The following is a 26,657-nucleotide window of genomic DNA, read 5'->3' on the forward strand; positions in this document are numbered from 1 at the left end:
TACCATTGAGTGCTTAGGAATATTCCCATTAAAATCATCCTGATAACTATTATTTTCGATTGGATTATCATTTTGTGCTTTATTTTTTATCACTCTGTGCGGCTAATAAGTTCCGTGTTATTTACATGTAGAAATAAATTTTACAGATTATGAAACAGTTTCGGAAATTTAGTAGCATTTTTACGATGGATTATTACTCGCTATGAAACAACAATGGTTTGCCGACCGATATTACCATCGGTTTGCAGTGGCAAATATAAAAGGCACATAACAGAGGGTAATAAAATGAAGCGTCACATTCTCTCCCTGGCGATCCCTGTATTACTGGCAGCAGCGGGATCGGCAAATGCGGCTGAAATATACAATAAAGACGGCAATAAATTAGACTTGTTCGGCAAAGTAGACGGTTTGCACTATTTTTCGGATAACGACAGCGCCAATGGCGACCAGTCCTATGTCCGTTTTGGCTTCAAGGGTGAAACCCAGGTCACCGATCAACTGAGTGGTTATGGCCAGTGGGAATACCAGGCCGCACTCAACAATTCTGAGGCACAAGGCACGGCTGACAGCTATACCCGCGTTGGCTTTGCAGGGCTGAAGTTTGGCGATGCAGGTTCATTTGACTATGGTCGCAACTACGGCGTGGCTTATGACATCGGCGCATGGACCGACGTTCTGCCAGAGTTTGGTGGTGATACTTATGGGGCGGACAACTTTATGTTCCAGCGCGGCAACGGCATGGCGACCTATCGTAACAACGGCTTCTTCGGTCTGGTCGATGGCTGGAACTTTGCCGTCCAGTATCAGGGCAAAAATGACAACCCAACGGAAGCGAGCGGCGGTCGTGATGTGCTGGGTGAAAACGGCGACGGCTGGGGCCTGAGCACCACCTATGATCTGGGTTCCGGTTTCGGTATTGGTGCCGCAACCTTCCAGTCCGATCGTACCAGCAACCAGAATGGTAATGCTGCGGGTATCCTGGGACGTGGTGATAAAGCGGAAGCTTATACCGGCGGTCTGAAATATGATGCCAATAATATTTATCTGGCTGCGATGTATACCCGGTCGTATAACGCGACCAGCTTCGGTGACAGCACCAGCCGTAACCAGCCAAATACGGCTTACGGTTATGCGGATAAAGCGGATAACTGGGAATTAGTGGCTCAGTACCAGTTTGATTTTGGTCTGCGTCCTTCTCTGGCCTACGTGAACTCACGCGGTACCGATGTGCAGAACTGGGGCAAGCAGAATCTGAAGAAATACGTCGACGTCGGTGCGACTTACTACTTCAACAAAAACATGTCGACCTATGTTGATTACAAAATCAACTTACTGGACGACAACGACTTCACCAAAGCGGCGGGAATTAATACCGACGACGTGGTGGGCGTAGGGCTGGTTTACCAGTTCTAAAAGTCACAGGGAGCGCAAATGCGCTCCCTGGTTTTATTCATTCGTTATCTGTTCTGGCCCGGTTTCATCCTGCGGCACGATAACGTTGCCATATCTCGCCCCCTCGAATGCCACACCCGACAAGGTGAACGCAGCAAAACTTAACCAGTTTTGCATCGTAGCCATCGCAGTCTCTGTCTTCTCCATCCCACACCTCTCAGCAAATCAGACGATATAACTGGTGCAGGAATCGTGCCAGTCCGACCGCTCTCATAGCCACGGAAAAACAGGGGATCTTGCTACAATAGCGCGCGGATAAAGGGGCGGATGACCTTAAATGGTGCAGAGGCGATCAACGGCGGCGCAGATAGGCTGTCGCCACATTGCGGTTTCGACGCTGCTGCCACGTTTTATAACTTCCTAACACGAACAGGCCCAACGCAGCGGCAAGGATTAATAAAATCATCTGTTACTCCTTTTTCTGACGCCCTCAAGATCGAGCGGAACGAGCTAGTCTGGTAGAGCGCATAAGTTTTATCAACCATATTTAAGTTACTTTACTTAGTGTTTGTGCTTTGAAATATGCATAAATTACCTGTTACGGATGAATATTGATGAACTTTAAGATAAATCTGCTGTTAGTGGCCGCAATGGTGCTGCTGGCAGGGTGTGATAACCCGTCGTCAAAAGAGCAAGACGCCATGGTGCTGGAAGGGAAAACAATGGGGACGGTGTGGCGAGTTAGCCTGGCAGGGGTTGATGCCGGACGTAAAGCCGTGCTTCAGCAGCGCATTCAGCAACGGCTTGATGCCGATGATGCGGAACTCTCAACCTGGAAGCCCACCTCTGTGCTGTCGCGCTTTAATCAGAGCCGTGCCACGACGCCACAGCCGGTGAGTGAAAACATGGCTGATATCGTGACGCTTGCCCTGCGAATCGGCAAGAAAACCTCAGGGGCCATGGATATTACCGTCGGTCCGCTGGTTAATTTATGGGGCTTTGGTCCCGATAAGCAGCCCAGCCATATTCCTGACGATCAGCAGATCGCCGCGGCCCGAGCCCTGACTGGCTTGCAACATTTGCGGGTGATTCAGGGAGGAGAAGGGCAGTGGCTGCAAAAAGATCTGCCAGGCTTATATGTTGACCTCTCCACGGTGGGAGAAGGTTTTGCAACGGACCATCTGGCGCGCCTGATGGAGCAGGAAGGCATTAATAATTATCTGGTCTCGGTGGGCGGCGCTGTTTTGTCGCGTGGAATGAATGCGCAGAACCAGCCGTGGCGGGTGGCGATTCAGAAACCGACCGACCGGGAAAATGCCGTTCAGGCGCGGGTCGATCTGCAGGGGCACGGTATCAGTACCTCAGGCAGCTATCGCAACTATTATGAACTGGATGGCAAACGACTTTCACACATCATCGATCCTGCTACGGGGCGGCCAATCGACCATAAGCTGGTGTCGGCGACCGTGATTGCCACCACCGCGCTGGAAGCCGATGGTTGGGATACAGGATTAATGGTATTGGGCACTGAAAAGGCCAAAGCGCTGGCAATCAAAGAGAAACTGGCGGTGTACTTAATCAGCAAGCAAGGAGACAACTTTGTCAGCTGGATGTCGCCCCAGTTTTCCGCTTTTATTATTCCATCTGACTGACAGAGAGAACATCTATGCTGGATCTGTTTAGTGACGCCTCACCCTGGCAAGAACCGCTGGCTGAGGGCGCGGTAATTTTACGCCGCCGCGCCCGCGATGAGGCGGAAGCACTGTACCAGGCGATGATGGCGATTGCCGCGCAAAATCCGTTTGAACACCGCATCACACCAGGTGGTCATCGCATGTCGGTTGCGATGACCAACTGCGGCGATTTCGGCTGGTCTACGGACGCGCGCGGCTACCGCTATAGCGAGCAGGACAGCAGCAGTCAACGTCAGTGGCCAGCTATGCCGGACGCGTTTCGTTTGCTGGCCCGACAATCCGCTGAAGAAGCCGGCTTTCCGGGATTCAATCCGGATGCCTGCCTGCTTAACCGCTATGAGCCCGGCGCTAAGCTCACGCTGCACCAGGACAAGGATGAGAAAGATTTGCGCCAGCCGATTGTCTCCGTTTCCCTGGGCTTACCTGCAGTTTTCCAGTTCGGTGGCTTTGAGCGAAGTGACCATGCACAGCGGGTTTTGCTGGAACATGGCGATGTGGTGGTCTGGGGCGGGCCTTCGCGCCTGCGCTATCACGGTATCTTACCGCTTAAAGCCGGTATCCATCCGCTCACCGGCGCCTTTCGCTATAACCTCACTTTCCGACGGGCGTTTTAGTCCGCCGCGCAAGGTGCGAATAACGATTGCTATCATTTGCCATCACTTTACACTGCTGGCTGATTTTCATGTCTGGTAAGGTTTTATGGCACTGTTAAATGTGGTTTTTCGCCAGTATCGCTGGCCTTTTATTGGCGTGATTCTGCTCACGCTACTGAGTGCCGCGTTAGGTATTGGCATGATCGCGTTTATTAATAGCGAGATGATTGTCGCGATTAATACCTCCCTGACGGTACTGCCCGCGTTCCTGTTCCAGGTGGTTATGTTGATGGCGGTAACGCTGGCCTCACAGTTGGCACTGACCTGGCTGGGCCATCGGTTTGTCTGGCGTATGCGTGGTGAATTTATCAAGCGCATCCTGGACACGCGCGTGGAGCGCATCGAACAGATTGGTAGCGCACAACTGCTGGCGGGATTAACCAGCGATGTACGGGCCATCACCCTTGCTTTTGTTCGTTTGCCCGAGTTAATTCAGGGAATCATTATCACGCTGGGATCGGCACTCTATCTTGCCTGGCTGTCCCCAAAGATGTTACTGGTGACCAGCGGCTGGTTGGTCGTGACGATTGCAGGCGGCTGGATGCTGGTGTCGCGGGTTTATCAGCATATGGCAAAATTGCGGGATGTTGAAGACAACCTGTATCGCGATTACCAGACCGTTATTGAGGGACGCAAAGAGCTCCAGCTTAACCGTGAGCGCGCCAGACTGATCTACGACAAGGTATATCAGCAGGATGCCAGTGATTACCGGCACCATATCGTGCGTGCCGATACCTTTCATCTCAGTGCCGTAAACTGGTCAAACATCATGATGCTTGGCGCGATTGGCATGGTATTTTTCATGGCCAACAGTCTGGGATGGGCCAATACGGCGGTGGCAGCCACCTTTTCCCTGACGCTGTTGTTTCTGCGCACGCCACTGCTGTCAGCGGTTGGGGCACTTCCAACGCTACTGAGTGCTCAGGTCGCCTTTCGCAAACTCAACAGCTTTGACCTCGCCCCGTATGAACCGGATTTTCCTGCCTTTTCTGGCGACACCGCGTGGCAAACCCTTGAACTGCGTGATATCACCTTTCACTACGGGGATAAGGGTTTCCAGGTCGGGCCGATTAATTTAACGCTTCATCGTGGCGAGCTGGTGTTTTTAATTGGCGGTAACGGAAGCGGGAAATCGACGCTGGCCATGTTACTCACAGGACTCTATCGGCCTCAGTCCGGCAGCATGCTAATAGACGGCAAACCGGTTGATGTCAGCGACCTTGATAGCTGGCGTAAACACTTCTCAGCGGTTTTCACCGATGTGCATTTGTTTGACCGTCTGATAGACAGCAAAGGCGATCCCGCTTCGCCTGGCCGGGTACAGCAATGGCTCGAAAAGCTCAAAATGCAGGACAAGCTGAAAATTGAAGGGAATAAAATACTGAATTTGCAGTTGTCGAAAGGGCAGAGTAAAAGGCTGGCGCTGCTGCTGGCCGTCGCTGAGCAACGCGACGTCCTGCTGCTGGATGAATGGGCCGCCGATCAGGACCCACATTTCCGTCGGGTTTTCTATCGTGAGTTATTGCCCGCGTTGCAGGCTGCAGGAAAAACCGTTTTTGCCATCAGCCATGATGACCACTACTTTATCCACGCCGACCGCCTGCTGGAGATGCGTGATGGCGTCCTCTACGAGTTAACGGGTAACGAACGCGACCACGCCAGCCTGGATGCCGTCAAGCTTACCGATACGGGTTTATAATTTTTGCTGAGATCGTCTCAGGCTCAGTCAGTCACACCGTGCTGAGCGCGTTGCTCATCGGCGGCGAGCGTCAGACAGGGGCACTGAGAAACGAGAAAGCCGCTCAGTGATGAGCGGCTTAGAAAAGTTCTGGTTGGCGCTTGAAATCACACGGTGCCTGGCTGTAACAACAGGGAGGCGGTGTGAGGTTGGTAGCTTGTTATAATCAATCGTTGGGCGGGATGGGGAAGTTTTTTACTGAAACGACAAAATGCTGTTGGCTTTTACTGATGCGCGCACCGCGTTCGCACCACTGACTTGCCAGACGAAAGAAATCGTCACAACCGATGTCGTATGCCAGCTCCACCTTATTGATGCCTGAGTGCAGTAAGTTTTCTGCATCCTTCAGGTTTTTAGCTTTGATGATCATATCTGTACCCTCGATTTCAGGAGCAAACAGAATACGTTTTTTTCATGACAGAATTGTTTCAATTTAATGAAAGACTGTCATATTTGTTGTTTTTGTGAAGTAATCAACATTTGCATTTTATTAATAAATAAATGATTTTTATAATTAATGTTGTATTTATTCGCAATTTTTCAGGAAAGTCCGATACACCAACGATAAGCGCCAGGCGGGGCTGAACAGCCTGGCGGACCGAATTTGTTTAGCCCTGCTCACGTCTGAAAAAGAGCAGGCAGGGCAAAGGCTTCTCAGGTCTGGGCTTCATTATGGGTTGCCGGTTGCTGACGCTCCTGTGCCAGAAAACTCAGGTCGCTTCCTGACGGGCGCTGGTAGATGCGCAATGAAAAGACGTTAGCGATGGCATAGATATATTCGAAGATTGTCGATTGGGTATTTTCATAATCGACCCACAGAATTGATGACGTGAAGCAATAGATTTCAATGGGCAGCCCCTCAGAAGAAGGCTTCATCGACCTCACCACGATATACATGTCTTTTTTGATGTCATCTCGCTGAGCCAGCCAGGCTGTAAGATAGTGACGGAAGATCATCAGGTTAGTCATACCGTTTTCAACAAACCAGCGGTCACCTACAGCATTCAGTTCCCGACCATCCATAAGTTTGGAGAGTTGCTCACTGATGCCGCGAATCTGCGTCATGGGCTCCAGCATGGCGTGGTCCACAAAACCTATCGACGTCTGATCAATGTAAAAACTGCGCATGATTCGGCGAGCACCGGATGAGAACATGGCCTGCCAGTTGGTATAGGTTTCAGTAAGAAAGGTTTTGGTGGGAACACGGGAAAGCGTGTTGTCCCAGTTGCGAATGGTGATGGTGTGAAGGGCGATATCAATCACTTCACCACTGATGTTGTTCGCCGGGATTTCAATCCAGTCGCCCAACTGCAGCACATCATTGGATGACAGCTGAATATTCGCCACCAGCGACAACAAGGTATGCTGAAATATCAACATCAGCACCGCCGCCACCGCACCGAGACTGGAGATAATAATCACTGGCGATTTATTCGACATAATGGCCAGGATCATAATCGCCGAGATGATATGCACCAGGATTTTGCCGACCTGAATATAACCTTTAATCGAATGATTTTTACGTTTCGACTTTTTAACATAGGAGATATTGATAATCTCCAGGACTTCATTGAAAAACAGCGACAGGTAAACCATAAATAAAATGCCGCAGATAGTCTTAATCGCGATTAACAGATGCTCGGGCAAGTCCGGCATAAACTGCAGCAGAAAGTAAACGGTGATAACCGGAATGAAATTAGAGATTTTTTCAGACAACCTGACATCTTTATCGAGCGGCACCTGTTTCTTATGGGTACTAAAAAACACCTTACGTACCACTTTTACCACAAAAAACTTACAAATCAGATGCGCAACCAGGCCCGCGACGATCAACACAACGAGGTTAATAGTAACAGAAAGTGCAGGTTTGTTTTCAATATAGTGTTGTATGTCGTTCAAATAATTCATGTTAATCGTATGCCTGAAAATGTTGTTTGTATTCAACCACAAACCCAATGATGCCGATAAGCGTAGCGTGCGTTTGGGCTTCCTGCGACGAGTAAGTTAATGGAATTTATTCATAATGTCATTTCGAGGTTGCACTGTGGCAGCGCTGACCGCCGCTTTCAGACCGCCGCAACAGGGCAGCCCACCCTCAGAGCAGATGGCCCCGCGCCTGCTCTGAGGGTGGGCTGCTTTCTGCACGCGGCAGGAAACGCGTGCTGCACGATGAGGATGTATCGTCGGTCAGCCTGGTACGTTGACGCCGTAAGGGCACTTTCACCGCGTTTTTACAACATTAAATATGCATGTTTCTGCACTGTATATTTTTAATTTTCATTATTTAACGATAATGCTTTTCATCAGGTTTATATCGATTGAGCAATATTTTAATTAACCTCTTTTACTTAAATGATTAGTTAATTCAAACCCACAAGAGGGTGAGTGAAGCGATTCTGTTTTATTCCTCTTTACTCTCCTCTTAATGCCCTTTTTGCCACCATTCAGCACGATATTTATATACAGGAAATCACACCGTTCTCCATCACAGGAGGTTACACAATGGGGGAATGTCCTCCGGCTTTTATGCCTGCATAAGCTAAATATATGGAAAATATAGTCATGATTTTGCTTATGCGAGGGGCATCGTAGGCCAAAAATAGCTCTAAAACATATGCTTATCGCCACCTCTTTTCAGGAAGGTGAAAGGTGATAAATGAAAACGAATATTACGTCAAACAGTGATACCGCTTATCGTGCCCAGCCGGTGCGTTCGGGCCGCGTTGGCTTTGTTGAAAAGGCCGGATTTGGGGCCGGTGATGCCGCCTGTAATATGCTGTTTAATCCGATAACCATGTTCTTGTCTTTTTTCTATACGGATATATTTGGACTGGCACCGGGTGTTGTGGCGACCATATTTCTTGTTGTACGTTTTGCCGATGCGGTTTTCGACCCCTTTTACGGCGCTTATATTGATAAAACCACGACGCGCTGGGGGCGTTTTCGCCCGTGGATTATTGGCTTTGCCGTGCCCTTTGCCATTAGCTGTATGGTGATGTTTTACACGCCGGATTTACAGGGCCATGCAAAGGTCATGTATGCCTTTATTACCTATCTGATCCTGTCGCTGCTTTACTCTGGGGTGAATATTCCTTACTGCTCGTTGGGCGGGGTGATCACCACCAATGCGCAGGAACGGGTTTCCTGCCAGCAGTTCCGCTTTATGGGCGCAGGGCTTGCCAGCTTGTTCTGCACCCTGACCTTACTGCCGATGGTGGCGTTTTTCGGTAACGGAAACCGGCAAATTGGTTTCTTCTGGGTCATCACGCTGTTTGCCGTGATCTCCCTGTTTCTGTTTGTTTTTTGCGTCGCGACCACCCGAGAGCGCATCACACCTAAGAGCAATGCCGGGGAGTCGATTTTCGCGATCATCCGGCAAATTACAAAAAACGATCAGTGGGTTGTTTGTGTTTTTGCCATGTTTCTCGACTGCATTCCTTCCTTTGTACGCGGCGCGGCCTGTATCTATTTCGCAAAATACGTGATGGGACTGAACGACTATTACGCCACGCTGTTTCTGAGTACCGGCATTGTTGCCGGTATTCTTGGCTCTTACATTACCCCGTATTTCACCAACCGCTGGTGTAAAGTCCAGGTTTATCAGGCCGCTAAATCGACAGCCCTGGCAATGTCGATCGTGTTCTTCTTTTTACCCGCCCAGAGTAGTGTGCTGGTTTTCATCTGGTTTTTTATCCTGTCTGTCATTCATCAGATTGGTGCACCCATCCTGTGGTCGTTCATTGGCGATGTCGATGACTACGGTGACTGGAAAACGGGCAAGCGCTTATCCGGAATCTGTGCCTCCGGCAACCTGTTTTCACTCAAAATTGCCCTGGCCGTCAGTGGCGCGATTGTGGGCGGGGTTCTGTCGTTTACCGGCTATCAGGCCAATGTGGCCGAACAAAGCCGCAGCGCGATCGATGGCATTTACGCACTGATGGTCTGGATTCCCGTGGTCGGTTATCTGCTGTCTGTGTGGCTGGTCCGCACGTGCTATATCCTGACCACCGCCAAAATGAAAACCATTGAAGACGATCTGTTCTCGACTCATCCCGACTGAGTCTCCAGCTGTAATCCATTGTGAAAACAGAAGGGAAGAAAATGATTAAGTACTTTTTTCAAAAACAAAACACCATCGATCGGGTGGACGATGCCCTGTACGGTTCCTTTGTGGAACACCTTGGACGGGCCGTCTACAGCGGCATCTATGAACCGGGCCATGCCACGGCGGACGAACAGGGTTTTCGTCAGGACGTGGGCGAACGAGTAAGAGAGCTGGGGATTAGCACCGTCCGTTATCCCGGCGGTAATTTTGTCTCGGGATACAACTGGCGCGATGGTATTGGCCCAAAATCAGCGCGCCCGGTAAGGCTGGATTACGCGTGGCTGACCAAAGAAAGCAATCAGTTTGGCATAGATGAGTTTGCCACCTGGTGCGAAAAGTATGGCGTTACGCCGATGATCGCCGTCAATCTCGGCACAGGCACGCCGCAGGAGGCCGGTTACTTCATTGAGTACTGTAATCTGGCATCCGGCACCGCACTCAGCGATCTGCGTATCCAGCATGGTCGGCAAAAACCCTATAATTTCAAGCTCTGGTGCTTGGGCAACGAGATGGATGGCGAGTGGCAGACCGGGCAGTTGAGTGCGGAAGATTACGTCAAAAAAGCGCGTGAAACGGCAAAAATCATGCGTTGGGTTGATCGGGATATCAAGCTGGTCGGATGCGGCAGTTCTAATTCGCTTCAGGCCAGCTATCCCGAATGGGATCGCATTGTACTGGAGGGGCTTTATCATCAGATTGACTACCTGTCATGCCATCATTACTTTGAAAACAGCACCGGTCATCCACAGGATTTCTTAGCCTCGTTCCAGAAAATGGATGATTTTATTCATACTATTACGGCAACGGCCGACTATGTTAAAGCCAAACTGCGCAGCGATAAAAAGATGATGCTGTCGTTTGATGAATGGAATATCTGGTCTATCGAAGGCGAGCCCTGGCAGGATCACTTTATCGACCCGAACAACCTGTATCAGGAAGCGCCGCCATTACTGGAACAATCTTATACTTTTCTGGATGCGCTGACGTTCGGTGGGCTAATGTGTTCGTTGCTCAATCACTGTGACCGGGTAAAAATGGCGTCCCTGGCTCAACTGGTCAATGTGATTGCTCCCATCTTCACCCGCCCCGGTGGTGAGGTGATTCGCCAGACCATCTTCTGGCCTTTCCAGATGGTGAGTCAGTATGGACGGGGACAGGCATTACGCTATTTTGCCAATGTTCCTACGGTGAACACCGTGCATGGCGAAACCCGACAGGTTCAGAGCGCGGCCGTTTACAACGAAGAGAAACAGCAGATCGCCTTCTTCGCGCTGAACACGCACGCCCATGATGCGGCAGACATTACCTTTGTGCTCGATGAGTTTGGTGAGGGGACATTATCACAACATGTCGTGTTAGCGGGCCATGCGCTGGACGCTAAAAATACCTTTACTGAGCCGGATAAGGTGGTGCCGCAGCCGCGCACTGTCACCGACGCACAGCGTCGCCAGAAACAGGTGTCACTTCCGCCTCTCAGCTGGAATATGGTGGTGATCGATCTGCAGCCCTGAGGGTTTGATCGCCCAGATACCAGAAAGGCGTGGGCATCTGGGCTGTCAGAATGGATATTGCCTGACTCTGCTCGCAGGTAATAAAAAAAGCAGCCGTAAGAGGCTGCTTTTAAAGGGATTATTTGGTCGGCACGAGAGGATTTGAACCTCCGACCCCTGACACCCCATGACAGTGCGCTACCAGGCTGCGCTACGTGCCGAACTTTGGAAAGCTAGTCTACTGATTCTTCGTACGAATGCAAGCTACCCGGCAACTAACTGCCGCATTATTAATCAGTTAGCGATAAAACGTTTCTCTTCTGTGAGCACCTGCAACAATAGCGCCAGCTCCGGTTTATGATCTTTCAGCACTTTTCCACTGGCGTCATAAGCGCGGTAGCTCCCGTTATTGTTCAGCACCAGCGTGATGTCACGCGTCGTGATCACCAGCTTGTTGTCTTCACTACTGGTGACCCAGTCATGGCGACGTTGAGCAGCAAACAGATCTTCGCCCTGGGCATAATTCACCGGATTCGTACTTACGTGTAGCAAGCGCTGCATCAGCGTCACCATCACATCCTGATGATCGGAAAGGCGCGTCACCGTCTGTGCTGGCGTATCCGGCCAGTGAATAACCAGTGGAACCTGCAGGATTTGGCGATTGCCTTCATTATCGGGATCGCCATCCAGCGGCACGCCATGCTGCGCCGTAATGACCACCACGGTGTTTTTCAGCAAGTCACGTTGCTGCAGCGTAGTGAGAATGGCCTGAATCTGATCATTGAGCGCCGGTGCCTGACGCATATAGCTGCGCTGCCGTGCTTTGGCGTTATCGCCGCTCACTGTCGGGCCATGCAGTGCCACCCAGGAGAACCATGGCGTACCATCGCTCTTTTGAGCGCCCAGCCAGTTTTGCCATTGCGAGACGGTGCTGGCATTGGGCTGTTCTTCACTGGCAGGCAGCGTGTAGTCGGACAGCAGAGCCTGACGATAAAGTGGCTGACTAAATCCATCCGATGAGAACAGGCCAAACTGATAGCCCTGGGTGCTCAATGCGGTGAGAAGGGCGGACGGCGTTCGCTGTGCCAGCACACCGTTCATATAGCTGGCCGAGATACCGTAGAACAGACCAAACAGGCCTTTTTCTGCATTATCGCCCGCGCTGAAATGTTGGGTAAAGCGTACGTTCTGGCTGGCAAACTGGTTCAATGCTGGCAGGGCGCTGTCACTACTGGCGCTGTTCAGCCCATCCACCGTAATCACTAACAAATTATCGCGCGCGCCTTTATCCGCAAAGGTGATATCACTGAGCGGATACTGTACTGCTGCGGCTTCAGGATCGCCTTGTTGCACCAGACGACGCTGATATTCCTGCGCATCCAGCAAACCATGGCGCTCCAGAAAGCGACGTGCCGTCATAGGATAGGAAAGGGGCAAATTTGCGCGCTGCATGGTAATCGGGCGATAAAAATTGGCATCCGCCCAGATATACATTAAGTGGCTGGCAAAGAAGGCGCTGATAAAGAGCGCTGCCAGCGGCTTGCCAAAAGAGCGGCGGTTCAGGCTGCGCAGCTTCTGCCAGCTCCAGGTAGCAAACAGAATCTCCACCAGGAAAATCAGCGGCACACCGATAAACATCAGCTGCCAGTCGCGCGCCATTTCACTTTGATCGGGGTTAATCACCAGTTCCCATACCACCGGATTAAGGTGTAAATGGAAACGATTGAACACGGCACTGTCGACCATCAGCAACGTTAAGCCGGCGGTGGCGACCACCGTCGAAAGCACCCGCATCAAACGTTGCGACATGACGACAAACGTCAGCGGGAAGATAATCAACAGATAAGCGGCAAACACAATAAAGCTGAAGTGACCCACCCAGCTTGTGTACGCATAGATACGTCCCGCCAACGAGGCAGGCCAGTCGGCAACCAACAGATAGCGGCTACCCAGAATCAGCGCGAAAAAGATATTGAACAGAGCAAACCAGTGTCCCCAGCTAATCATCTGGGAGACTTTCTCGCGGTAGCGCTGTCGGTTGGTTACCATAGTTTTACGTCAGATCAGCGAATTAATGGGTGCTGTCGTCTACCGATGCCTGCAGAGCATCAGCAAAAGAACGTGCCAGAGAGCGGCGTTGCGCAGGCGCAACATCGCTGTTAATCAGGTTGGTTACCATGTTCCCCAGTACCATCAGGGAGAGGTCGGTGGGTGCCTGGTCTTTTTGCAAAACCTGCGCCATTTCCGCGAGGAGTTGTTCAACGCGTTGGTCGCTGTAACGGGATGATTGTGGCATAGCGAAAAGTTATCTCGTCTCAAAAGGCGATATAGTACCGGAACAGCGCACTTTTTTCCGCAAATTTATCGAAAGCGCACTGTTCGCATGATGCATGGAGTTGAAAGCTGCTGCTGGCGGTGTTTGAATACGCGCCTGTGCTATTAGGAGAGTTTACCATGAGTCTGGATATCGACCAGATTGCCTTGCATCAGTTAATTAAACGTGATGAAAATCAGTTAGAGCTGGTGCTTCGTGATTCGTTACTGCCTGCCACCAACACCGTCGAAGCGATGGTGGAAGAGCTGCACCGTGTTTACAGTGCGAAAAGTAAAGCTTACGGGCTGTTTAATGCTGAAAGCGAACTGGCAGAAGCGCTGCGCAACTGCCGCAAAGGTAACGATGATTTTCTCGCTTTTAGCCGGGCTGCGACCGGACGTCTGCGTGATGAACTGGCAAAATATCCGTTCGCCGAAGGCGGCGTGGTGCTGTTTATTCAGTATCGCTACCTGGCGGTCGAATATTTACTGGTGGCGGTGTTGAACAGCCAGTCCAGTATGCGCGTCAACGAACAAATGGATATCAGCAGTACCCATTATCTGGATATTAATCATGCCGATATTGTGGCGCGTATCGATCTGACCGAATGGGAAACGAATCCGGAATCAACCCGTTACCTGACCTTCCTGCGTGGACGCGTCGGGCGCAAAGTTTCTGATTTCTTTATGGACTTCCTGGGTGCGGAAGTCGGACTGGACACCAAGGCGCAAAACCGGGGACTGTTACAGGCGGTAGATGACTACTGTGACGAGTCGAATCTGGATAAAAACGAACGCCAAAATTACCGTCAGCAGGTTTACAGCTACTGTAATGAGCAGCTTCAGGCGGGCGAAGAGATTGCGCTAAAAGAATTATCAGGCGAGCTCCCTCCGCTGGGTGAAAAGACGTTTGAAGTCTTTACCCAGGAACAGGGCTATGAACTGGAAGAACATTTCCCGGCGGATCGCGGTACGTTACGCCAGTTAACCAAGTTTGCCGGCAGCGGCGGCGGTCTGACCCTGAACTTCGACGCACTGTTACTTGGTGAACGCATTTTCTGGGACCCGGCAACGGATACGCTGACCATCAAAGGAACGCCACCTAACCTGCGCGAACAGCTTCAACGCCGCACCAGCAGTAAGTAATACCAGTCCGGGGCAATGTGTTCCGGCGGATAACAGACAAAATAAAAGGGCCGGTTTCGCAACCGGCCCTTCTACGTTCAACCCATTCGGCGATTAAGCGCGAACGAAGTCGATGTGGTGCAGTTTTGGCTTGAACGGGTGACGCTGAACAGCCTGCACTTTAACTTTGGTGTCTTTACCGTCAACCACCAGAGTCAGAACTTCATCGTAGAAGCCTGGCTTAGTTTGCAGGTTCATCACCTGGTCGTGGTCAAGGTCGATAGCAACCGCTGCTTCTGAACCACCGTAGATGATGGCCGGGAAACGGTTTGCTGTGCGCAGGCGGCGGCTCGCACCCTTACCCTGCTCTTTACGTTCTGCTGCTTCGATAGTGAACATTGATACGTCTCTTTATGATTCCTGCTACAGGCGACCCAGTAACAGAAGGGTTATTCAACACTGCTTATGCACATGCAAAAGCGGGCGGCATTATAGCCGTAATAGGCAGCAGGGGCAAACGCTAATCCGGCCTAACGGAGTTCGTTAGCGCGGCGAAAGCGTCCCTGGTAGTCAAAGAGCTTTTCACGGATCTGCCAGAAGTGGCCTTTGGCGCGCGCCACAACAAAATCGGGATGGCGCAGCAGGGGTTGCAAAGCCAGCACATCGGCAGCGGTTTGCCAGCCTAATGGCACGCCAGGGGCGCGCTGATGAGGGCGCATAAACAGTTGCTCAAACGCTTTGCGCTGTGCGGGCGTTTGCAGGCGAAACCGTTCGCTGACGCTGGTGCCATCTTCATCAAAATAGGTGGCTTTCAACCATTCGCCTTTGTCGTCCTTACCCTGTTCCAGCGCCATGCCGCCGCAGCGCAGTACGCGTGCATCTTTCAGCTTCAGGGCGGCTTTGAGCATATCGTCGGGATCGACCAGAATCTTGTCGCATTCCCGACAGCGGCGAGCGGCGATATCGTTTTCAGCGTTACAGTCCGGGCAGTTTTTAAAGCGAAACCGATAGTCGCACTGTTCCCGCTCGCCTTCATCGTCTTCCAGAACGCCCTGACAACGCCGGCCAAAGTGCTCAATCACCATGCCGTCCTGGGTGGCCTTGCCCCAAAATGTATTCGCGAAACCACATGCAGGGCAAAATACCTGCACCGGCTGATTGTCGCTTTTGCCTTTTGGCGCGCCCACTTCAGGGGTAAAAAGATCGTGCGGATTTCCGGCGTAGTCCAGAATCAGGCAATCTTTTTTACCGGGCGACAAACGTAAACCGCGTCCCACAATTTGTTGATACAGGCTGACCGACTCGGTGGGGCGCAGGATTGCAATCAGATCCACATGCGGCGCATCAAAGCCGGTCGTTAACACCGCGACGTTAACCAGAAATTTAAGCTGCTGGGCTTTAAACGCCGCGATCACCGCATCGCGCGCCTGCGCATGGGTTTCCGCCGACACCAGTGCGCTGTTCTCGGGCAGCAGGCCCAGAATTTCGCGCGCGTGCTCCACGGTGGAGGCAAACAGCATGACGCCGTGGCGATCCTCGGCAAATTCTACAATTTGCCGGATGATATGCGGAGTAATCCGCTGCTGCTGTTTGAGCTCCCGATTCAGGTCGGCTTCGCTGAACAGACCATTAGCCTGAGCGGTGAGACGGCTGAAATCATATTGAACTACCGGCATATCCAGCCGTTCTGGCGGCACCAGAAACTGATGCTTGATCATGTAGCGCAGAGGCAGCTCGTAGATGCAGTCACGGAACAGGGCCTTCTCATCGCCACGGACCATGCCGTGGTAATGAAAGCGATAAATCCATCCCTTGCCCAGGCGAAACGGCGTGGCGGTCAGACCCAGCAATCGCAACTGGGGATTGTGCTGGCGCAGATGATGAAAAATCTGCTGGTACTGGCTCTCTTTATCGTCGCCAATACGGTGGCACTCATCCACAATGACCAGTGAGAAAGCACTGTCAAACAGGCTGAGATTACGTGCAACGGACTGGACGCTGCCGAACACCACCTTTCGCTGGCTCTCTTTACGCTGCAACCCTGCCGCAAAGATATCGGCCTCAAGTCCGTAAGCCTGATATTTGCTGTGATTTTGCGCCACCAACTCTTTGACGTGCGCCAGCACCAGCACCCGACCGCGTGCCAGGCGCGCCAGTTCGGCAATCACCAGGCTTTTTCCGGCCCCGGTGGGCAGGACGATCACGGCAGGTTCATGATGGCGACGGAAGTGGGCGATGGTGGCATCGACCGCGTCCTGTTGATAAGGGCGTAAGGTAAAAGACATGCTGCTCACTTTTGTAAAATCTGCCGCAATTATGCCACGAATCCACTGTAAACGCGCTGTCAGCGAGGCGCAGTTCAGGATATACTTCTCATACTTTTTCAACGGTTAAACAGGCCGTTTTAGTTTCCCTCCGCAGTAACAGGCAAAACGAATTCATGCGACTCGACAAATTCATCTCTCAGCAACTGGAAATCAGCCGTGCTATCGCTGCACGTGAAATCCGTGGTCAACGTGTCACCGTTAACGGTGACGTGGTGCGCGACACCGCTTTCAAACTGCAGCCCGATCACGAGGTTGAGTATGACGGCAACGTGTTGCAGATGCAGACCGGGCCGCGCTACTTTATGCTGAATAAACCGCAGGGTTATGTCTGTTCCACGGACGATCCCGATCATCCCACCATTATCTATTTCATTGAAGAACCGATGGCATTTAAGCTGCATGCCGCAGGCCGGTTGGATATTGATACCACCGGTTTAGTTCTGCTTACGGATGATGGTCAGTGGTCACACCGCATTACCTCACCGCGTCACCATTGCGAGAAAACCTACCGTGTGACGCTGGAAGCGCCGGTGAGCGAGGATACGGCCGCGCAATTCAGCGCAGGTGTGCAACTGCATAATGAAAAGCACCTGACAAAACCTGCTCAGCTTGAGGTCATCACGCCCACTGAGGTGCTGCTGACGCTTAGCGAAGGCCGTTACCATCAGGTGAAACGTATGTTCGCCGCCGTGGGTAACCGGGTCGTTGGCCTGCATCGCGAGCGCATTGGCGCGATTGCGCTGGACGACGCGTTAGAACCGGGGGAATACCGCCCGTTAACCGCAGAAGAGATAGCCAGCATTGGCTTGCCAGAAGAACTTAAACAGAAATAGCGAGAAACCCGGTGCGTAAGGAAAAGAATTCGCCGATGGGCCTGGTCGTTATTCTCGGCCTGTTAGCGATGTTGATGCCGTTATCGATAGACATGTATCTGCCAGCGATGCCACAAATTGCGCGCCAGTTTGCGGTGTCCGCCGGGAGCGTGCAGATGACGCTCAATCTTTACATCCTGGGGTTTGCCATCGGTCAGTTGATCTACGGTCCCCTGGCCGACAGCTATGGCCGCAAGCCGGTCATTACGCTGGGTACCCTGATCTTTGCCTGTGCGGCGGCGGCCTGCGCACTCTCGCAGTCGATTGAACAGCTTATTGCGATGCGGTTTTTGCACGGCCTGTCTGCGGCCGCCGCCAGCGTCGTAATCAATGCGTTGATGCGCGACAGTTACTCGAAAGAGGACTTTTCGCGCATGATGTCATTCGTGATGTTAATTACCACCATCGCACCGCTACTGGCCCCGATTATCGGCGGCTGGCTGCTGTTAATCTGGAGCTGGCACGCCATTTTCTGGACGCTGTCGATAGCGGCCGTTATCACCACCGTACTGGTGGCGACCCAGATTCGCGAAACCCTTAAACCTGAGCAGCGGCAGCGCTTTCACCTGCGCACCACGCTGGGGAATTTCGTTATCCTGTTTCGCCATAAGCGGGCGTTCAGCTATATGTTATCAAGCGGATTCTCGTTTGCGGGGCTGTTCACTTTTCTCAATGCCGGCCCTTTTGTTTACATCGAACTGAATCACATTTCGCCGCAGAGTTTTGGCTACTACTTCGGCCTGAATATTGTGTTTTTGTTCATCATGACGCTGATTAACAGCCGGGCAGTGCGCCATTTTGGCCCCGTCGCCCTGTTCCGTTTTGGGTTGTTGGTGCAGTTTGCGATGGGCATCTGGTTGTTGATGGTGAGCGCTTTCGATCTGGGGTTCCTGCCGCTGGTATTGGGCATTGCGATGTTTATCGGCTGTGTTTCCATGGTGTCGTCTAATGCGATGGCCGTCATCCTTGATGAGTTTCCGCATATGGCCGGTACCGCCTCCTCTCTGGCGGGTACGTTACGCTTTGGTGTCGGCGCACTGGCTGGCGCGCTGCTGTCTCTGTTCAGTTTTAACAGTGCCTGGCCTATGGTGGGAACCATTGCGCTGTGCGCGACCCTCTCTGTTTTGTTATTTCTCTACGCTTCACGTCCTCGTTCCGTCGCCCGCTAAGCGGGCGTCGCGCCTTGCTGCGATCCGCCTTTATCCGCTTATAAAATAATGTTTCTTATTTGTGAAAAAAAATAGCAAATAAAGTAATCACATTGGGTCTAAAATGATTGTTAGTTATCATTAAACGCGGTACATATAGCCCAAAGTGAGATTTAACTCTCAAATTTGCTTTTACAGGACGCCTTGCAGGATCTGCGCGTTAGCATGATTTAACGGCTCTCGATGCAGACACCGTTGGTTGTAAATTGAGCTTCATTCTCTGGAGATACTGATCACTATGTTGCAACTTTCGGTTGTGCATCGCTTGCCACAGCGGTTTCGCTGGATTAGCGATCGTCGTGGCGTGATTGAAACCGACGATGTCGGCTCAGAAGAGCATGATGTGATTGCGCTACGGCTGATCAGCCATGATGGCGTCCCGGCATGGGAAATTCTGCACGAGCTTAAAGACATGCTGGCAGCCATTCAGGTGGACGGAAAAATCGCCGAGTGCGAAGGGCAACCCTGCCTGTTTATCCGCCGGTGTGATGAGAGCGCCACAAACTGCTGCCTGAAAAATCAGGGCGTGGCTATTGCGGAAACCTTTATTGGTCACTGAGCGTGACGGAACCCAGCAACTCGCGGGTATAAGCCTGTGCAGGTGCGGCAAACAACGCTTCACAATCGCCTTGTTCAACGACCTCGCCCTGACGAAGTACGATCAGCTGATGGCAGAGCGAGCGTACCACTTCTAAATCATGACTGATAAACAGATAGCTCAGTTGACGCTGTTGCTGTAATCCGCGCAGCAGGGTCAGAATCTGTTTCTGCACTGAGCGGTCAAGCGACGACGTCGGTTCATCCAGTACCAGTAGTTCCGGTTCAAGAATCAGGGCGCGCGCAATGGCAATGCGCTGACGCTGGCCGCCTGAAAATTCCGCCGGGTAGCGATGGCGGCTCTCTGTATCCAGACCCACCTCTGTCATTACCGCGTTAACCCGTTCATCCTGCTGGGCAGCACTCAGCTGTGGATAATGCACCGCCAGGCCTTCGGCGATGATCTGCTGCACCGTCATACGGGGATTCAGCGCAGAATTAGGGTCCTGAAACACCACCTGAATACGGCGACGTAACGGCAACAGTTGCTTTCGTGACAGCTGATGCAGCGGTCGATCATCAAACCAGACCTCGCCCTGAGCCGCAATAAGACGCAGCAGGGCCAGGCCCGTAGTGCTTTTACCCGAGCCAGATTCGCCCACCAGCCCCAGACTTTCTCCCCGTTTCAGGCTAAAACTGAGGTTATTTACGGCGATTTTCTCGCCCGTTTTACGTTTAAATAACCCCTGGCGCAGGGGAAAACCGACGCGCAGATTATCCACTTTCAGGATAACCGGCGTCGCTGCAGGAAGGGGCACGGCACGGCCTTCCGGATCGGCCGCCAGCAGTTGCTGGGTATAAGCGTGCTGTGGCTGCGTGAGCAGCGGTTGGCTGCGGTTGTGCTCAACCACCCGACCAGCGAGCATCACGCTCACGCTGTCCGCCAGTTGGTGAACAATTTTCAGGTTATGGGTAATAAACAGCATCCCCATATTCAGTTCCTGTTGCAGTTCGCGCAGCAGGTTAAGGATTTGCGCCTGAACCGTTACATCCAGCGCAGTCGTGGGTTCATCGGCAATCAACAGTTTCGGCTGGGTGAGCAGGGCCATGGCTATCATCACGCGCTGGCGTTCTCCCCCGGAGAGCTGGTGGGGAAAATCATTCAGGCGCGAGGCCGGCTGGCGAATACCGACGCGATCCAGACAGCGCAGTATTTCTGCCCGCGCGGCTTCACGTCGCATCCCACGGTGTAGCGAAAGCACTTCGTATAACTGTTTTTCAATACTGTGCAGAGGGTTCAGGGACACCATCGGTTCCTGAAAAATCATGGCCATCTGATTACCGCGCAGACCGCGAAGCCGTTGCTCCGATGCCTGTAGCAGGTCTTCCCCAGCCAGCAGGATTTCCCCCTGGGGATAGGTCACCGCGGCGTCATGAAGCAGGCGCATGATCGACAGGGCAGTAACGCTTTTCCCGGAACCGGATTCGCCTACCAGAGCCAGGGTTTCACCCGCCTCAACGCGCAGCGAAACATCCTCCACCACCTGATGCAGCTGTTTGCCCTGACGAAAGGCGACGGAGAGATGATTAACAGCAAGCAGCGGGGCGCTCATTCAGACTCCTTTACTGGGATCAAAAGCGTCGCGCACGGCTTCGCCAATGAAAATAAGCAGCGACAGCAGAATCGCCAGCGTGAAAAAGCCAGATAAACCCAGCCACGGTGCCTGCAGGTTATTTTTACCCTGTAGCAGCAGTTCACCGAGAGAAGGCGAACCAATGGGCAGGCCAAAACCGAGAAAATCGAGCGAGGTCAAAGTGGTGATGGAACCGCACAGGATAAAAGGCAGAAAAGTCAGTGTGGCCACCATGGCATTGGGTAATATATGGCGCAGCATGATCCGTCCGTCACTGACGCCCAGCGCCTGCGCGGCGCGAATATAGTCAAAGTTTCGCGTACGCAGGAACTCAGCGCGTACCACGCTGACTAAACTCATCCAGCCAAACAGCACGGTGACCAGCAGCAGCCACCAGAAGCTGGGCTGGATGACGCTGGACAGTAAGATCAGTAAAAACAGCGACGGCATTCCGGACCAGACCTCAATCAGGCGTTGACCAATCAGATCCACTCTGCCACCAAAATAGCCTTGTATCGCGCCGATCACGATGCCAATCACGCTGGAAAACAGAGTTAGCAGTAAGCCGAAAAGCAGCGAAATACGCAGGCCGTACAACAGACGCGCCAAAACGTCGCCACCGTTCGCGTCTGTGCCCAGCCAGTTTTGCCATGATGGCGGGGAAGGGAAGGGCACCTGTGACGCAAAATTAATGCTGTTGGCACCAAAGCGAATCGGTGCCCACAGCGCCCATCCCTGCTTTTCAATACGCTGTTGCAACCAGGGGTCCTGATAATCTGCCGCGGTAGCAAACTCGCCACCGAAATCGCTTTCGCTGTAGTTGAAAAATAGCGGGGCGTACCAGCGTTGCTGATAATGCACCAGCAGCGGTTTGTCATTGGCGACTAACTCGGCACACAGGGAAAGAACGAAGATAAGCAGAAAAATCCACAGCGACCAGTAGCCACGGCGGTTATGACGAAAGCGCTGCCAGCGCTGCTGATTCATCGGGGAAATGTGCATTACCGCCCCTCAAAATTAATGCGTGGATCAACCAGGGTATAAGTTAAATCGCTCAGGATATTCATCAGCAAACCAATCAAGGTGAAAATATACAAGGTGCCAAACATCACCGGATAATCACGCTGGACGGTAGCGTCAAAGCCCAGTAAGCCCAGGCCATTCAGCGAGAACATCACCTCAATCAGTACCGAACTGGTAAAAAACATGCTGATAAAAGTGGCAGGAAAACTGGCAATCACCAGCAGCATCGCATTGCGAAACACATGGTGATAAAGGATGCGCCGTTCCGAAACGCCCTTGGCCCGGGCGGTGACCACATACTGTTTTCGAATTTCATCAAGAAATGCGTTTTTAGTCAGCATGGTTAAGGTGGCAAAACCGCCAATCACCGTAGCCAGTACCGGCAGCGCGATATGCCACAGATAATCGGTTATTTTGCCGTACCAGGGGAGCGTATCAAACTGTGGAGAGGTCAGTCCGCGCAAGGGGAACCAGTCGAAATAGCTGCCGCCCGCAAACAGAACAATCAAGACAATGCCAAACAGAAACGCCGGAATGGAGTAGCCAATGATAATGAAGGTGCTGCTCCAGATATCGAACGTGCTGCCATTACGCACGGCCTTTTTAATGCCCAGAGGAATCGACACCAGGTAGATGATCAACGTACTCCACAGGCCAAGGCTGACAGAAACGGGCAGGCTCTCTTTGATTAACTGCAATACGGAGGCGCTGCGGAACAGGCTGTCGCCAAAGTCGAAGCGCACATAATTCCACAGCATCGTAAGATAGCGTTCCCCGATAGGTTTATCGAAGCCGTAACGTCGCTCAATTTCTGCGATAACTTCGGGGTCGAGACCGCGCGCGCCGCGATACTGATTATCCCCGGGCGTGAGGCGATGCAGGCTGGCCTGCGTACCGCCGCTGTCACCGCCGCCCGCACCGGGCAGCCCGCTGGTTTGACCAAACTGAATATTTGCCAGCGCCTGATCGACCGGGCCACCTGGTGCTATCTGTACAATAAAAAAGTTGAGCGTAATGATCGCCCATAAGGTAGGAATAATCAGTAACAGTCTGCGTAAAAAGTAACGTGCCAACCGGGCTCTCCTCAGCGTCTGTCGGCCGGCAGTCGCCCGGCTTTATTCACGTCATACCACCAGTTATCCACACCTGTGCTGTAGGCAGGTTTAACGGCAGGATGGGAAAATTTATCCCAAAAGGCAAGCCGCTGCTCGGCGCTATACCACATCGGGATCATATACGCATTCCACAGCAAGATGCGGTCCAGCGCCTGTCCCAACGGCAGCAACGCGTCGGCATCGTCCTGATGAGCGATGATCTGTTTGACAACATTATCGACCATGGGATCTTTTACCCTCGCCGTGTTCCACGAAGACTGAATATAGTCTGACTGCCAGTTGGCCTGCAGATTGCGTGAGGGCGTCGGCATAGCATGATAAATATTACTGACCATATCATAGTCGCCGCTACGCAGGCGGCGCAGGTACTGCGAGCTGTCAATCTGGCGCAGGGTTAACGTGATACCCAGCCGCGACAGACTATGCTGATAGGGAAGCGCCCACTCGCTATTCACACCGGCAGGCAGCAACAACTCTGCGGTAAAGGGTTGCCCGGTTTTATCGTTCACCAGGCGCTGGTTATGGATATGCCAGCCAGCCTGATTCAGCAGTGACATGGCCTTAAGCAGGTTAGCGCGATCGTAGCCGCTGCCGTCAGTTTTCGCGGGCGCATAGGCTTCAGTGAAGATTTCAGGAGGTAACTGTGATTTGAACGGTGCCAGTATTTTCCGCTGTGCAGCATCAGGCACGCCTTGCGCCGCGTACTGCGTATTCTGGAAATAACTGCTGGCTCGCTTAAAAGCATTATAAAACAGTGCTTTATTCATCCATTCGAAATCAAAAGCCAGCGCCATTGCCTGCCGTACCCGGCGATCGTGAAACAGGGGTTTTTCATTATTCAGCGCCAGCCAGCGCGTATCAATTGAGGCCGTATTCGGCGTGGTCTCTTTAACGATCTGCTGATTATCGAAGTTACGACCCAGATACTGGGTGGCCCATTTCTTCCCCGACGTTTCTTCGCGGAGATCAAAGGCACCGGCTTTGAATGCCTCAAACGCAACGTTGTCATCCAGATAATAGTCATAACGCATGACATCAAAATTGAAACGGCCACGATTGACCGGCAAATCCGCCGCCCAGTAGTTTTTGACCCGACTGAATTCAATAAACTGGCCCAGTTTCCACTTACTCACGCGATAAGGCCCGCTCGACAACGGAGGCTGGCTCAGCGGCTCATTAAATTTTTTATTCTGCCAAAACGTTTGAGATATCACTGGGAGCGTCAGCAACCCCAGCATCAGGTCTTTATCCGGGGCCGGTAAGGTGATTCGTACCGTCTGGGGGTTAAGGGCTTTAATTGTTACACCACGATAAAATATTCGGAACTGTGGAACGCCCTCGGTCATAAATTTTTGGAAAGTAAAGGCCACATCGTCAGCCGTGATGGGAGAACCATCGTGAAACTGTGCGCGGGGGTTAAGCGTAATTTCCATCCAACTGAAGTCATCAGGATGTCGTGCTGATTCAGCAATCAGCGGATAGTAGCTGCTGGTTTCGTCATCCGAGGTAGTGAATAAGCTGTCATACAGTGGCCCGGTACCGACGCCAGGGTTGCCTCGTGAGGCATAACGGTTGAAGTTATCGTAAGTGCCGATGACCGACAGGACAATTTTGCCGCCCTTTGGTGCCGCAGGATTCACATAGTCATAGTGACGGAAGTCTCTGGGGTACTTCGGCGATCCCAGTTGAGCAAAGGTGTAACTTGTCTGAACGGGAGAAGCATGCAGCGGGGTGATGAGCAAGCTACACAGCAGCAAAATGACAAAGCGGAGCGGCATAAGGGATGTTCTCTCCTGTGAGTGTCTTGCACCGCAGCGATAATCGACGGTGATTAACGCGAGGGTTGACTGTTTTGACGTTGAAAATAGTCTCTTACCTGCTCTGGACGTAACGGCCGACTGAAGAAATACCCCTGTAAATGGGTGACGCCGCGGTTGATCAGCCAACTGGCTTGTTCATCGGTTTCCACACCTTCAGCCACGCTCATCAGGTTGAGCCTTTTAGCCAGTTGTAACACTGTATCCAGCACGGGTGAAGTGATCGTTTCGGTGCCAATACTTTGCACAAATCCACGATCAATTTTCAGATAATCAAAAGGGTACTTTTCAAGATAGATTAGCGCACTGTGCCCGGTGCCAAAATCATCCACTGCGATTTTAATTCCCCGCTGATGTAGCCAGTGAAACAGTTCAGTCGCATTGCCGTTTTCAACTACGGCCCGTTCAGTGATTTCGAAGACGTACTGAAAATGATCGTGAGGCATATTGTCCTGCCAGTACAGGACATCGTCACGGAAGCTGCAGGCGCTCAGATGCAGGGGGGAAATATTTAAGCTGAGGCAGGTTCCTTTGGGCAGGCTATGACGTAGCTGGTGTGCATCGCGGGCGACCAGTTCAAACAGGTGGCGGGTCAGGGGGATAATTTGGTTTTGTGCTTCAGCGTAACTGATAAAAATATCGGGTGAGACCGTTTCACCGGACGGATGCGTCCAGCGTAGCAGCGCCTCCATACCGTAAGATTTGCCATCCTGAGCCGTAATTAAAGGCTGATACTCGACGCGAAATTCACCACGCCGGATGCCCAGAGTAATTTCTTTACCGGGTCGCTGAACCCGGGTCAGTAAAAACCAACACGTACAGCCAGCGAGTAATGACATCAACAGGCTACTCAACATAATGGTCTGGAAATCGCCTGCGGATAAGGTTGAGCCGTAGAGTGCAAACTGGAACGGCAGCCCGTCCATAGTGATCTGCGTTAACGGTGGAGGGAGTTGATGATTTCTTACGAGAGTGGTTTGCCAGCTGGTCATCGCGGTATTATGCGCGAGTATCGCAATCCCGGTAATTTCAGGATGCGAGGACGCTTTTATTTGGTAATCGGCCAGGCTCAGATTCAAGGTGGTAAAGATGCCGGACTGTAGGGTGCCGGGTTGCTTGATCCATATCGCCAGTACCGGTTTCGTCGGCTGCATAGGGGTACCCGGCAATAAACGGATGTCCCGGTCGCGTGTGGTATCGGTACGGGCCGAAATCGCGCTCAGTGGCTGAAAAAAGCTGCCGGTGGCTGAAGAGCAAAAGGCGTTACCGTCTTTCACTAAAATGATGGCGCGTATGTCGCCGGCAAACGCGGCACGTGCAGTTAACTCATGATTGCCGATATAGCATTCTGACTGGACGAACGGAAGCAGGGGAGAAAGGGTATCTGTAATCAGCGTCGCCACGTGACGCTGGAAGTCGTTGCTGCTGTCGATGAGCAACTGCTTGTGTTGATTTTCCCGTTGATGTTGAGTCTCGGTAAGTAAAACAGAGGTTAACAACAAAAAAAACAGACTGCCAACAATCGCGCTATTCCACGCGATTCGACGAGGATAAGTTGCCTGGCGTATCAGCGCCCGCGACAATGGCATGAAGTGCTTCCCCTGATCAAAATAC

Annotated in this window: 23 protein-coding genes and 1 tRNA gene; 10 read left to right on the top strand and 14 right to left on the bottom strand. The window is 52.1% G+C overall.

From position 1 onward, the window contains the following. Positions 1-285 precede the first annotated feature (285 nt). Complete coding sequence (gene ompC / locus QNH99_RS07845; RefSeq protein WP_410517519.1) at positions 286-1,413, top strand: porin OmpC; 1,128 nt, start codon at positions 286-288, stop codon at positions 1,411-1,413. A 33-nt stretch (positions 1,414-1,446) separates the two neighbouring features. Here the strand turns inward: ompC and QNH99_RS07850 are convergent, their stop codons facing one another. Further along, on the bottom strand, positions 1,447-1,599 hold the full coding sequence (locus QNH99_RS07850; RefSeq protein ID WP_410516232.1) for a hypothetical protein: 153 nt from the start codon (positions 1,597-1,599) through the stop codon (positions 1,447-1,449). A 145-nt stretch (positions 1,600-1,744) separates the two neighbouring features. Beyond that, positions 1,745-1,858, bottom strand: coding sequence for a hypothetical protein (locus tag QNH99_RS07855; RefSeq protein WP_063880265.1), 114 nt, complete (start codon positions 1,856-1,858; stop codon positions 1,745-1,747). A gap of 145 nt (positions 1,859-2,003) precedes the next feature. Between QNH99_RS07855 and apbE the strand changes: the two genes are divergently transcribed. The 3 genes from apbE (at position 2,004) to QNH99_RS07870 (ending at position 5,438) form a co-directional block, all read left to right on the top strand. Next, complete coding sequence (apbE, locus tag QNH99_RS07860; RefSeq protein WP_109717399.1) at positions 2,004-3,044, top strand: FAD:protein FMN transferase ApbE; 1,041 nt, start codon at positions 2,004-2,006, stop codon at positions 3,042-3,044. A gap of 14 nt (positions 3,045-3,058) precedes the next feature. Further along, a complete protein-coding gene (alkB, locus tag QNH99_RS07865; RefSeq protein ID WP_218996052.1) occupies positions 3,059-3,700 on the top strand; it encodes a DNA oxidative demethylase AlkB in 642 nt (213 codons plus the stop codon). Positions 3,701-3,785: 85 nt separating this feature from the next. Beyond that, a complete protein-coding gene (locus QNH99_RS07870; protein ID WP_410517520.1) occupies positions 3,786-5,438 on the top strand; it encodes a multidrug ABC transporter permease/ATP-binding protein in 1,653 nt (550 codons plus the stop codon). A gap of 205 nt (positions 5,439-5,643) precedes the next feature. On the opposite strand, the gene QNH99_RS07875 is transcribed toward QNH99_RS07870, so the two are convergent. Beyond that, the gene (locus QNH99_RS07875; protein ID WP_063880261.1) at positions 5,644-5,847 is read right to left on the bottom strand and encodes a hypothetical protein; all 204 of its coding nucleotides are present in this window, start codon (positions 5,845-5,847) and stop codon (positions 5,644-5,646) included. Between the two features lie 284 nt (positions 5,848-6,131). Continuing rightward, positions 6,132-7,385: a mechanosensitive ion channel family protein gene (locus QNH99_RS07880; protein WP_063880260.1), complete on the bottom strand. Its 1,254-nt coding sequence runs from the start codon at positions 7,383-7,385 to the stop codon at positions 6,132-6,134. Between the two features lie 748 nt (positions 7,386-8,133). On the opposite strand from QNH99_RS07880, the gene QNH99_RS07885 reads away from it, so the two are divergent. Together QNH99_RS07885 and QNH99_RS07890 are read left to right on the top strand one after the other, a co-directional pair. Continuing rightward, on the top strand, positions 8,134-9,537 hold the full coding sequence (locus tag QNH99_RS07885; protein ID WP_218996054.1) for an MFS transporter: 1,404 nt from the start codon (positions 8,134-8,136) through the stop codon (positions 9,535-9,537). 41 nt (positions 9,538-9,578) lie between these two features. Beyond that, entirely contained in the window at positions 9,579-11,093 is a 1,515-nt protein-coding gene (locus QNH99_RS07890; protein WP_063880258.1) for an alpha-N-arabinofuranosidase, read from the top strand. Between the two features lie 123 nt (positions 11,094-11,216). Here QNH99_RS07890 and QNH99_RS07895 read toward each other — a convergent pair. The 3 genes from QNH99_RS07895 to QNH99_RS07905 all read right to left on the bottom strand — a co-directional run bounded on the left by QNH99_RS07895 (position 11,217) and on the right by QNH99_RS07905 (position 13,368). Next, positions 11,217-11,293 (bottom strand) — tRNA-Pro (locus QNH99_RS07895). Positions 11,294-11,366: 73 nt separating this feature from the next. Beyond that, positions 11,367-13,121 carry an LPS biosynthesis-modulating metalloenzyme YejM gene (gene yejM, locus QNH99_RS07900; protein WP_172898271.1) on the bottom strand — a complete coding sequence of 585 codons (1,755 nt, stop codon included), beginning with the start codon at positions 13,119-13,121 and terminating at the stop codon, positions 11,367-11,369. Between the two features lie 22 nt (positions 13,122-13,143). Then, positions 13,144-13,368, bottom strand: coding sequence for a YejL family protein (locus QNH99_RS07905; RefSeq protein WP_063880245.1), 225 nt, complete (start codon positions 13,366-13,368; stop codon positions 13,144-13,146). Positions 13,369-13,526: 158 nt separating this feature from the next. Between QNH99_RS07905 and yejK the strand changes: the two genes are divergently transcribed. After that, positions 13,527-14,531 (top strand): nucleoid-associated protein YejK, encoded by a 1,005-nt coding sequence (yejK, locus tag QNH99_RS07910; RefSeq protein ID WP_172898270.1) that lies wholly within the window; start codon positions 13,527-13,529, stop codon positions 14,529-14,531. A 93-nt stretch (positions 14,532-14,624) separates the two neighbouring features. Here the strand turns inward: yejK and rplY are convergent, their stop codons facing one another. Next, positions 14,625-14,909, bottom strand: coding sequence for a 50S ribosomal protein L25 (rplY, locus tag QNH99_RS07915; protein ID WP_063880243.1), 285 nt, complete (start codon positions 14,907-14,909; stop codon positions 14,625-14,627). Between the two features lie 131 nt (positions 14,910-15,040). Then, positions 15,041-16,795: a DEAD/DEAH box helicase gene (locus QNH99_RS07920; RefSeq protein WP_410517521.1), complete on the bottom strand. Its 1,755-nt coding sequence runs from the start codon at positions 16,793-16,795 to the stop codon at positions 15,041-15,043. Positions 16,796-16,950: 155 nt separating this feature from the next. Between QNH99_RS07920 and rsuA the strand changes: the two genes are divergently transcribed. The 3 genes from rsuA (at position 16,951) to QNH99_RS07935 (ending at position 19,476) form a co-directional block, all read left to right on the top strand. Beyond that, complete coding sequence (rsuA, locus tag QNH99_RS07925) at positions 16,951-17,670, top strand: 16S rRNA pseudouridine(516) synthase RsuA (protein WP_145394176.1); 720 nt, start codon at positions 16,951-16,953, stop codon at positions 17,668-17,670. Between the two features lie 11 nt (positions 17,671-17,681). Next, positions 17,682-18,878, top strand: coding sequence for a Bcr/CflA family multidrug efflux MFS transporter (locus QNH99_RS07930; RefSeq protein ID WP_063880241.1), 1,197 nt, complete (start codon positions 17,682-17,684; stop codon positions 18,876-18,878). A gap of 277 nt (positions 18,879-19,155) precedes the next feature. Then, entirely contained in the window at positions 19,156-19,476 is a 321-nt protein-coding gene (locus tag QNH99_RS07935; RefSeq protein ID WP_063880240.1) for a hypothetical protein, read from the top strand. On the opposite strand, the gene yejF is transcribed toward QNH99_RS07935, so the two are convergent. Genes yejF through QNH99_RS07960 form a run of 5 tightly spaced genes read right to left on the bottom strand, consistent with a single transcriptional unit; the run spans position 19,463 to position 26,632 of the window. Further along, a complete protein-coding gene (gene yejF / locus QNH99_RS07940) occupies positions 19,463-21,067 on the bottom strand; it encodes a microcin C ABC transporter ATP-binding protein YejF (protein WP_410517522.1) in 1,605 nt (534 codons plus the stop codon). The two genes, QNH99_RS07935 and yejF, sit on opposite strands and share 14 nt — an antisense overlap. Further along, positions 21,068-22,090 (bottom strand): ABC transporter permease, encoded by a 1,023-nt coding sequence (locus QNH99_RS07945; protein ID WP_109717390.1) that lies wholly within the window; start codon positions 22,088-22,090, stop codon positions 21,068-21,070. Continuing rightward, entirely contained in the window at positions 22,090-23,184 is a 1,095-nt protein-coding gene (locus QNH99_RS07950) for a microcin C ABC transporter permease YejB (RefSeq protein ID WP_410517523.1), read from the bottom strand. Before QNH99_RS07950 ends, QNH99_RS07945 begins: the two co-directional genes overlap by 1 nt. An 11-nt stretch (positions 23,185-23,195) precedes the next feature. Beyond that, a complete protein-coding gene (locus QNH99_RS07955) occupies positions 23,196-25,004 on the bottom strand; it encodes an extracellular solute-binding protein (RefSeq protein WP_109717388.1) in 1,809 nt (602 codons plus the stop codon). 53 nt (positions 25,005-25,057) lie between these two features. Further along, positions 25,058-26,632, bottom strand: coding sequence for a cyclic di-GMP phosphodiesterase (locus tag QNH99_RS07960; protein ID WP_172898265.1), 1,575 nt, complete (start codon positions 26,630-26,632; stop codon positions 25,058-25,060). Positions 26,633-26,657 lie beyond the last annotated feature (25 nt).

Source organism: Pantoea allii (assembly GCF_046529425.1).
GTDB lineage: Bacteria > Pseudomonadota > Gammaproteobacteria > Enterobacterales > Enterobacteriaceae > Pantoea > Pantoea allii.